We start from the raw sequence: 9449 nt of genomic DNA, 5'->3' as shown, positions 1-9449 counted from the left end.
CTGATCTGTCCCGGTGCGTCATCCTTGTTCTTCAATGCCTTGATTGCCGATCCGAATCTTCTGAAAGGAACGAATCCGGAATAAACGAGGAAGAAGAGTCCTCCGCCTATCAGCAGAATGAAAAGCGGGTATCCGCAAACGAAATCCGAAACTGATATTATCAGTTTGCCAACCGAGTCTGAAAAACTATTCATGAACTTTTTCGCATTTATACTGAAACTGCAAAGTTAGCGAAAAATAATAGAAATTACTACCTTTGCAGCCTCATTAACCATTGTATGAATATGAATCCTCAGACTTTTATTTTGGAGAATGCACGTGCAGCTCTCAAAGCAATCTATAATGTTGATGCCTCGGACAATATGCTCCAGACACAGGAAACCAGAAAGGAATTCGAAGGCGACATAACACTGGTCACCTTCCCTCTTCTCAGGATCACGCGACAGGCTCCGGATGTAACTGCCAACAGGATAGGTGAATACCTTAAGGACAACTGCCCGGAGGTTGAAAGCTTCAACGTGATAAAAGGATTCCTGAACATCAAACTGTCCAAGGCTTTCTGGCAGAACGTGCTTGGCAACATTGCTTCTGACGAGAATTTCGGCCAGCTTCCTGATACAGGAAAAACCATAATGGTGGAATTCAGTTCACCTAACACCAACAAGCCTCTGCATCTGGGCCACGTAAGGAACAATCTTCTCGGCAGTTCCGTTGCAAGGCTTCTGGCGGCGAACGGTCACAGGGTAATCAAGGTGAATCTTGTTAACGACAGAGGTATTCATATCTGCAAGTCAATGCTGGCCTGGAAGGAAATGGGTGGCGGTCAGACGCCTCAGAGCAGCGGAATCAAGGGAGACCATCTGGTAGGCAACTACTATGTGGCTTTCTCAAACGCACTCAAGGCACAGACAAAGGAGATAGCCGCAGCCGAGAACATCCCGGAGGAAGAGGCTGAGAAGAAAGCTCCTATTCTCAAGTCCGCGCAGGCCATGCTGCTGAAGTGGGAGCAGGGCGATGCCGATGTGCGTTCACTTTGGACAATGATGAACGGATGGGTATATGACGGCTTTGGCAAGACATACAGCAGACTAGGTATAGAATTCGATAGAACATACTATGAGTCACAGACTTACCTTAATGGCAAGGCTCTTGTGCAGGAAGGACTCGATAAGGGAATCTTCGTACGCCGCCCCGACAATTCAGTGTGGTGCGACATGCAGGCCGACGGGCTTGATTCCAAGCTTCTCCTACGTGGCGATGGTACATCGGTATATATGACCCAGGACCTTGGTACTGCAAAGCAGCGTTTTGACGAATACAGCCTTGATGAACATATATATGTAGTGGGCAATGAGCAGAACTACCATTTCCAGGTGCTCAAGCTGATTCTCAAGAAACTCGGTTTCAACTGGTCCGACAATATCTACCATCTCTCATACGGAATGGTGGAACTTCCTGAAGGAAAGATGAAATCAAGGGAAGGAACAGTTGTGGATGCCGATGACCTTATGGACAGGATGTACACCACAGCAAAGGAAACGTCACTGGAACTTGGAAAACTTTCGGACATGAGCCATGAGGAGCAGGAGCATCTGTTCGAGATTATCGGACTTGGAGCGCTGAAATACTTCATCATCAAGGTGGATCCTAAGAAAACAATGCTGTTCGACCCGAGGGAGAGCATAGACTTCAACGGAAATACAGGCCCATTCATCCAATACACCCATGCCCGTATAAAATCAATTCTGAGGAAAGCAGAGGAGATGGGAATAGAGGCAGGCCTTTGTTCAGGCAACGAGTCAGTGCTTATTGATAAGGAAATAGAGATAATCAAGCTTCTCAATTCCTATCCGGATGCTGTAAGGGATGGCGGAAACGCACACTCTCCTGCAGTAATAGCCAATTATGCATACGAACTGGCAAAGGAATTCAACCAGTACTATCACGATACACAGATATTGCGTGAGGAGAACGTGCAGGTGCGCTCCCAGCGTCTTGCACTGCTCAATATCATTGCTTCAGTACTTGTGAAGGCAATGGCAATCCTTGGCATAGAGCTTCCTGATAGAATGTAATGGAGCAGTTCCTGCCTACATCAATCAAGGAGATGAAGGCTCTCGGATGGGAGCAGGCCGATATCATTCTTTTTACCGGTGACGCCTACATAGACCATCCGGCATTCGGTACTGCCGTGATAGCCCGCGTCCTTGAATCGGCCGGATACAAGGTGGCGGTGATACCTCAGCCAAACTGGCGTGACGATCTGCGGGACTTCAGAAAACTGGGGGAACCGAGGCTGTTCTTCGGCGTTAACAGCGGCGCAATGGATTCAATGATAAACCATTATACCGCAGCAAAACGGCTGAGGAGCAATGATGCGTACACTCCTGATGACAGGGCGGGAGCACGGCCGGATTATGCAGTTTCCGTATATACGGGCATACTCAAGAAGCTGTATCCGCATATACCTGTGATAATCGGCGGCATAGAAGCTTCGCTGAGAAGATTCACTCATTACGATTACTGGAAGGACTGCCTCATGGGGCCCATACTGGATACAAGCGGAGCGGATTATCTCAGCTACGGAATGGGGGAGAGGTCAATGGTAGCAATGGCTTCTTACCTCGATAGCCATCTTCAGAAGATGGGACTTGACAGCTTTTCCGGTTTTGCAGCTTCAAACACAGCATTCAGCAATCTTTCCGATAATTTCCCGGAGGAGGAACTGCCACAGCAGATAGGCTGGATTAGCGGCAGAACCCCCGGAAAGGATGCAATAGTCCTTAATAGTCTCAAGCAGTGCAAGGAAAGCAGGAAAGCCTTTGTGGAGAGTTTCAACACCATTGAACTTCAGGCAAATAAAATGCATGCCCAGCTTATGGTTGAGCCTCTTGCCGGAGGCCGCTACTTTTACTTGAACCCTCCATATCTTCCAATGAAGCAGGAAGAGCTGGATGCCGTTTATTCATTGCCTTTTACGCGCAGACCTCATCCAAGATACAAGGATAAGTTCATTTCCGCCTATGAAATGATAAAGGACTCCGTTACCACCCACAGGGGTTGCTTCGGGGGTTGCAGTTTCTGTACCATCGCTGCGCATCAGGGAAAGTTCATTCAGAGCAGGAGTCATGAGAACATTGTGGCCGAAATAGAGAGAATTGCCGCCAGACCTGATTTCAAGGGAAACCTTTCAGACGTTGGCGCACCTACCGCAAATATGTATGGTATGGGAGGAAAGGATTCTTCAATATGCCAGAAGTGCATCCGCAAGTCCTGCCTTTCACCGAATATGTGTGCGAACCTGAACCATTCGCACTGGAACCTGCTTTCACTGTATTCAAAGATAGCAAAGGTGAAGGGAATCAAGCACGCATACATTGGAAGCGGCATAAGATATGACCTTTTTATAGGACCACAGGGCTTTCTGGGTTCCGGTTCAAAGGAATATATGACAGAGCTGGTGAAGGAGCATACCTGCGGAAGGCTGAAGGTGGCTCCTGAGCATACACAGGACAATGTCCTTGCACTGATGAACAAGCCTTCATTCAAATTGTTCGAAGTCTTTCACAATGAGTTTGACAGGATAGTGTCACATGATTCATTGCATTGCAAGCTTGTTCCTTACTTCATTTCCTCTCATCCCGGGTGCACTCTCAGGGATATGGAGTCGTTGAGCAGGAACAGCTCGCTCAAGGGTGTGTACATGGAACAGGTCCAGGATTTCACACCAACTCCAATGACACGTTCATCCGTGATGTTCTACACGGGAATGGACCTTAAAACTCTTGCTCCGATATATGTAGAACGCAATATTGACAGGAAAAAGAAACAAAAATCCTTATTCTTCAAGTAAATTTTGTTTGATAGGAAAATTGTTCTATACTTGCACGCGAATTCGAACAGGAAAAATAACCTATGGGAACATCAGAGAATCAAAAGGCAGCGCCGTCAGTAATTGCTGCAATGATGCATAAGAAGAGAGCTATTGTGAGTTATGCGAACATGTCCGAGGAGCTGGCTGCAGCTTTCAAGGAGAAATATCCTCATGGATACTCGGACTATTGCGGTGACATTACAAAAATTGACAAGCCCGACGGTACATCGTTCTATGCAATTTCCATTGAGATTCCTTCTGCCATCTATCTGGTCAAGATTGATGTTGAGATAGATGACTATGAAGATGCGGAGAAGGCTTTGGACGGCAATACTGATGATGACGATCAGACAGTTGCAAGCGACAGCGCAGACAACACTTTCCCTGATGATGACTCCGGAGCGGCTGCCGTAGCTGCTGAGGATGCCAGTGACGATGAAAATTAACTGCGATATAAGAAGTTATCTCCTAAGACTTCCGGAAAATCAGCTCTTGTCAGTGCTCGCCCTTGTTGTGGGAGTTTGTAGCGGTATAGCCGCTGTCATTCTCAAGAAGGGCGTTTCTTTTGTTCAATGGCTGCTTACAAGCTGGTTCAACACTCCGGAGGACAGTCTGCTTTTCCTCATCTATCCGGGTGTGGGAATGCTCATAGCTCTGCTTATAGTCAGGTATTTCATCAAGGACAATATCGGGCATGGAGTTACAAAGGTTCTCGTAGCCGTTTCAAAGAATGACGCCAAGATAAAGCCCCACAACATGTGGAGCTCCATTCTTACAAGTACATTCACAATCGGCTTCGGCGGTTCTGTGGGAGCCGAGGCGCCGATAGTATATACAGGAGCTGCAATAGGTTCCAATGTGGGCAAATATTTCCACCTTCCGTTCAAGAACATAACGATTCTGCTTGGTTGCGGTGCGGCCGGAGCGCTGGCAGGAATATTCAAGGCTCCTCTGGCAGGCGTACTTTTCACTCTTGAGATATTGCTGTTCAATATGTCAATGAGCTCGATTCTGCCTTTCGTGATTTCCGCCATTACAGCCTGCTGTGTTTCATACTTCTTCCTTGGTAACGCAGTTGCTTTTGAAAACACCATAACTCCGTTCCATTTCGGGAATACACCTTATTATGTAGTGTTCGGAATTTTGTGCGGATTCGCCAGCCTGTATTTCACACGTGTTACTCTTTTTCTGGAGGACAGGATAAAACTCATTTCCAATGTGTATGAAAGGTGGCTGATATGTGCGCTTTGCCTTGGTCTGCTGATTTTCCTTTTCCCCCCATTGTACGGTGAGGGTTATGACACCCTGACAGCCCTGCTCAATGGAAATTCAACAGAAGCTGTGGGGCATGCTGTCTTTGCAGATCTGCTGTCAAACCCATGGATGTTCCTGTTCTTCTTTGTTGCCGTCTTTCTTTTGAAGGTATTCTCAATGACACTTACCAATGCAGGTGGCGGCGTTGGAGGAACCTTTGGTCCAACACTCGTTATCGGCGGACTTTTCGGCTTTGTGGCGGTGAGATGCGCAAGCCTGTGCGGAGCAAACTCTCTTCCTGAAACCAATTTCGTTCTTGTTGGTATGGCAGGTCTCATGAGCGGAGTGATGCAGGCACCTATGACAGCCATCTTCCTTATTGCCGAAATCACAGGAGGATATGACCTTATCATGCCGCTGATCATTGTATCTGCCATTTCGTTCGGAACAATAAGGATATTCGAACCTTACTCAATTTATACAAAACGTATTGCGAAGTCAGGCGAACTTCTCACTCATGATTCGGACCACACCGTTCTCACACTCATGAGAATAGATTCCGTTGTTGAGAAGGATTTCTCAACCGTGGAGATTGACGCCTCGCTGGGACAGATGGTGAAAGTCATAGCCCACTCAAGGAGGAATATTTTTCCGATAATTGATTCACGCAATACCTATCAGGGAAGCGTGAGCCTTGATGATGTGCGAGGTGTAATGTTCGATTCAGCAAAGTACGATACAATGCACGTGTATAACTTCCTCAAGCCATCGCCGGCTCTGTGTTATGACGATGAGAGCATGGAGGATGTCATGACCAAATTCGAGAAAACTGGTGCATGGAACCTTCCTGTTGTGAGCCGTGACAGGAAATACATTGGTTTCGTGTCCAAATCCCAGATATTCTCAGTGTACAGGGAACAGCTCAAGCAGGTTTCTCATGACTAATGGATTATTGATTCAAGTCTCAACGCAATTCTGCGACGTGCGGTATCAACGTCTATGACTTTCACCTGCACGTGCTGATGTAATTTGACAACTTCCTGCGGTGAGTTCACCCTCTGGCCCTTGCCCATTTGTGAGATGTGAATCAGACCGTTCTCCTTGATTCCAAAGTCAACGAAAGCGCCGAATGCGGTGATATTCGTGATGATTCCTGGAAGTTCCATCCCTATTCTAAGGTCGTCTATTGTCTGCACTTCATTGCTGAATTCCAGGATTTTTATGCTTTCCCTTGGGTCTCTGCCTGGTTTGGCCAGTTCGTTGGCTATGTCCTTGAGCGTTATCATACCTGTGTCAGGCGTTGTCAGGGCGTTCAGATCGATTGAATCAATCAGCTGCTTGTTGCCAATGAGTGCATCGAGTGCAATGTTCGCACTTGCCGCCATCCTGGCCACTATTCCGTATTGCTCCGGATGAACGGCTGAATTGTCCAGAGGATTGGCGGCACCCGGGATGCGGAGAAATCCTGCAGCCTGTTCAAAAGCCTTGGCGCCAAGCCTCTTGACCTTGAGCAATTCATTGCGGCTTCTGAAAGCTCCGTTTTCATTACGGTAGTCAACAATGTTCTGTGCAAGCGACTCTCCAATTCCGCTTACGTATGAAAGAAGGTGCTTGCTCGCAGTGTTGAGGTTCACACCTACGCTGTTAACCGCACTCATCACCACTTCATTCAGTTTCTCTTTGAGAAGAGTTTGGTTCACGTCGTGCTGGTACTGGCCAACGCCAAGTGATTTCGGATCAATCTTCACCAGTTCAGCCAGAGGGTCCATCAGGCGGCGGCCGATAGAAACGGCTCCTCTTACTGTAACGTCGTATTCAGGGAACTCCTCCCTGGCAACAGCGGATGCGGAGTATATGGAGGCACCGTCCTCACTTACGGAATAAACCTTTATTCCTTCCGGCATGGCGAATTTCTTCAGAAAGGCTTCTGTCTCACGTCCGGCAGTGCCGTTTCCAATGGCAATTATCTGAATCCTGTATGATTCTATCATATTGCTCAATTTCTTCATTGCCATTATCTTCTCGTTCTGAGGAGGATGTGGGTATATGGTGTCGTTGTGAAGCAATGCTCCCTGCTCGTCAAGACATACGACCTTGCATCCGGTGCGGAATCCCGGGTCAATGGCAAGCGTGCGCTTCTGCCCCAACGGCGGTGCAAGAAGAAGCTGACGCAGATTCTCTCCAAATATCCGAATGGATTCCAGATCCGCCTTTTCCTTTGCCATCGCAAGTGCCTCATTCTCAATTGATGGGTGAAGCAGCCTCTTGGCTGAGTCCCTTACGGCTTCCTCCATCTGCTGGTATAATGCATAGCAGGAACATTTCTGTCCGTTGTACAGCAGTTTGGAAATTATTCTGTGAACCGTGTCCTCATCAATATCTATCCCAACGGAAAGGAAGCCCTCTTCTGCTCCGCGCAGAGCGGCCAGCAGCCTGTGTGCCGGCATACGCCTCAGGTCCTCGGACTTGTTAATGAAACTTGCATATTTTGCGGCCTGAACTTCCTTCTCCCTGCGTATGTCTTCGTTCTCGGATTCATTGTTGCTTGCATTCTTTGCCGCCTTCGCCAGGAACCTTCCGTGCTGGCTGTAATATTTCCTGAGTTCCTGCCTTATCAATGAAATCTGCGATATCCTTTCAGCAATGATATTGCGCGCGCCTTCCAGGACTTCCTCATCATCGGCCAGTTCCTTATTTACAAATGAATGCACCGTGCGCTCGAACGATGGAACGTTGAGGCTCATCATCCTGTTGGCAAGCGGTTCGAGACCCTTCTCGATTGCTATGGAGGCCTTGGTCCTCCTTTTAGGTTTGTATGGCAGGTATATGTCCTCCAGAATCCTGGAATCCAGGCAGTTTTCAATCCGCTCTTCAAGTTCTGCGCTCAATTTTTCCTGCTCGCGGATGCTTTTAAGTATTCCTTCCTTGCGTGCGTCCAGTTCCTTGAAACGTGCGAGCTCGAACTTTATGGTTCCAACTTTCATTTCATCAAGCGAGCCTGTCCTTTCCTTTCTGTATCTGCTTATGAATGGTACGGTTGCGCCTTCTTCAAGCAGTTCTATGCAATGCTGAGCCTGCCACAGCGCCACTTCTGCGCGCGCGGCTATTTCCTTAATATATAGTTCTTTCATATTATCGCCAGTGGGAAAATAAGATTATCTGCCTTTGATGCGCTTGAATCTCAATGCTATCACTCCCCAGAAAGCTTCGCCGAAAATGCCTGAACTCATCTTTGAGCTTCCTTCCTTCCTGTCTACAAAGATTACGGGCACCTCAGCAATCTTGAATCCAAGCTTGTAGGCATTGTATTTCATTTCAATCTGGAAGCCATAGCCATGCATTGCAATCCTGTCAAAATCAATGGCTTGAAGAACTTCACGCCTATAGCATACGAATCCGGCAGTACAGTCGAATATTCTCATGCCCAGCACTTTTCTTACGTATGTGGATGCGTAATACGACATTATCACCCTGCCTATAGGCCAGTTGACCACGCTTATACCATTGCAGTAACGTGAACCTATGACAACATCGGAATTGCCTTTGACTGCGTCGAGCAGGCGTGGAAGGTCATCAGGATTGTGGGAGAAATCCGCATCCATTTCATATATGTATCTGTAATCCCTCTCCAGTGCCCATTTGAAGCCTGTTATATATGCTGTTCCAAGTCCGAGTTTGCCGCTTCTTTCAATCATATTTATTCTGCGATGCACTTCAACAACCTTAACGGCCTGTGAATCATTGTTCAGATTACTTGAAACAAGGCTGTCCTCCGTATGCTGCATTTCCTTTACCAGTGCCGCTGTGCCATCCGGAGAATTGTCATCAATAATAAGTACGTCGAAATCCTGCGGATAACTGAGGATCTTTGTAATAATCTTCTGTATGTTGGCCCTCTCGTTGTAAGTAGGGATGATAATCAGACTCTCTGCCATAAAATCCAGCTTTAGCTTACAAAAGTATCTATTTTCTTTTATATTCCCATAAAATATTTTTACACCTGCGATGGCGTTGTCAATCAGCCCGATATGGGCTTTGAGAGCGGTCCTGCGTCGCCGTGGTGCGAAATTTTTTCAAAAAAAGTTTGCGAAATAAGAAAATAGGTTTACCTTTGCAGTCCCGTTCGGAATGGCGGGGCGAGTTCATTGACATGATGCAACAGTAAGACAGGTTCACTTGGGAAAGTGAACTTGCAGTACAAGGAAATATTGTAAACGAAAGTTTAGCGATATAGCAAGAGCAAGCGCAATTTCTTTGATAGAAAAGGAAAAGCAGAGGGTGCAGGACGGACTAAGATTTAGATAATTATTATTATACAATG

At 47.0% G+C, this 9449-nt stretch carries 6 protein-coding genes and 1 pseudogene; 4 read left to right on the top strand and 3 right to left on the bottom strand.

Features of this window, described 5'->3' with window-relative positions; genetic code table 11:
• Positions 1 to 194: pseudogene (locus tag AC06L3_RS06410) on the bottom strand (sodium/alanine symporter); the annotation flags it as partial.
• A gap of 90 nt (positions 195 to 284) precedes the next feature.
• Here AC06L3_RS06410 and argS point away from each other — a divergent pair.
• The 4 genes from argS to AC06L3_RS06390 all read left to right on the top strand — a co-directional run bounded on the left by argS (position 285) and on the right by AC06L3_RS06390 (position 6073).
• The gene (gene argS, locus AC06L3_RS06405) at positions 285 to 2075 is read left to right on the top strand and encodes an arginine--tRNA ligase (RefSeq protein ID WP_475669793.1); all 1791 of its coding nucleotides are present in this window, start codon (positions 285 to 287) and stop codon (positions 2073 to 2075) included.
• Positions 2075 to 3853, top strand: a complete 1779-nt coding sequence (locus tag AC06L3_RS06400; protein WP_475669792.1) for a YgiQ family radical SAM protein — start codon at positions 2075 to 2077, stop codon at positions 3851 to 3853. Before argS ends, AC06L3_RS06400 begins: the two co-directional genes overlap by 1 nt.
• Positions 3854 to 3915: 62 nt before the next feature.
• Positions 3916 to 4320, top strand: coding sequence for a hypothetical protein (locus AC06L3_RS06395; protein WP_475669791.1), 405 nt, complete (start codon positions 3916 to 3918; stop codon positions 4318 to 4320).
• A 52-nt stretch (positions 4321 to 4372) separates the two neighbouring features.
• Complete coding sequence (locus tag AC06L3_RS06390; protein ID WP_475669790.1) at positions 4373 to 6073, top strand: chloride channel protein; 1701 nt, start codon at positions 4373 to 4375, stop codon at positions 6071 to 6073.
• Here AC06L3_RS06390 and AC06L3_RS06385 read toward each other — a convergent pair.
• A complete protein-coding gene (locus AC06L3_RS06385; RefSeq protein WP_475669789.1) occupies positions 6070 to 8259 on the bottom strand; it encodes a Tex family protein in 2190 nt (729 codons plus the stop codon). The genes AC06L3_RS06390 and AC06L3_RS06385 overlap by 4 nt on opposite strands.
• 24 nt (positions 8260 to 8283) lie before the next feature.
• Positions 8284 to 9063 (bottom strand): polyprenol monophosphomannose synthase, encoded by a 780-nt coding sequence (locus AC06L3_RS06380; RefSeq protein ID WP_475669788.1) that lies wholly within the window; start codon positions 9061 to 9063, stop codon positions 8284 to 8286.
• Between the last annotated feature and the right edge of the window lie 386 nt (positions 9064 to 9449).

Source organism: Candidatus Egerieousia sp., assembly GCF_056211015.1.
This window is presented reverse-complemented; position numbering and strand designations above follow the sequence as displayed.

Bases quoted from the DNA above. Each gene is read 5' to 3' on its own strand.
- argS (WP_475669793.1), top strand. From the start codon at position 285: ATGAATCCTCAGACTTTTATTTTGGAGAATGCACGTGCAGCTCTCAAA.
- AC06L3_RS06400 (WP_475669792.1), top strand. From the start codon at position 2,075: ATGGAGCAGTTCCTGCCTACATCAATCAAGGAGATGAAGGCTCTCGGA.
- AC06L3_RS06395 (WP_475669791.1), top strand. From the start codon at position 3,916: ATGGGAACATCAGAGAATCAAAAGGCAGCGCCGTCAGTAATTGCTGCA.
- AC06L3_RS06385 (WP_475669789.1), bottom strand. From the start codon at position 8,259: ATGAAAGAACTATATATTAAGGAAATAGCCGCGCGCGCAGAAGTGGCG.
- AC06L3_RS06380 (WP_475669788.1), bottom strand. From the start codon at position 9,063: ATGGCAGAGAGTCTGATTATCATCCCTACTTACAACGAGAGGGCCAAC.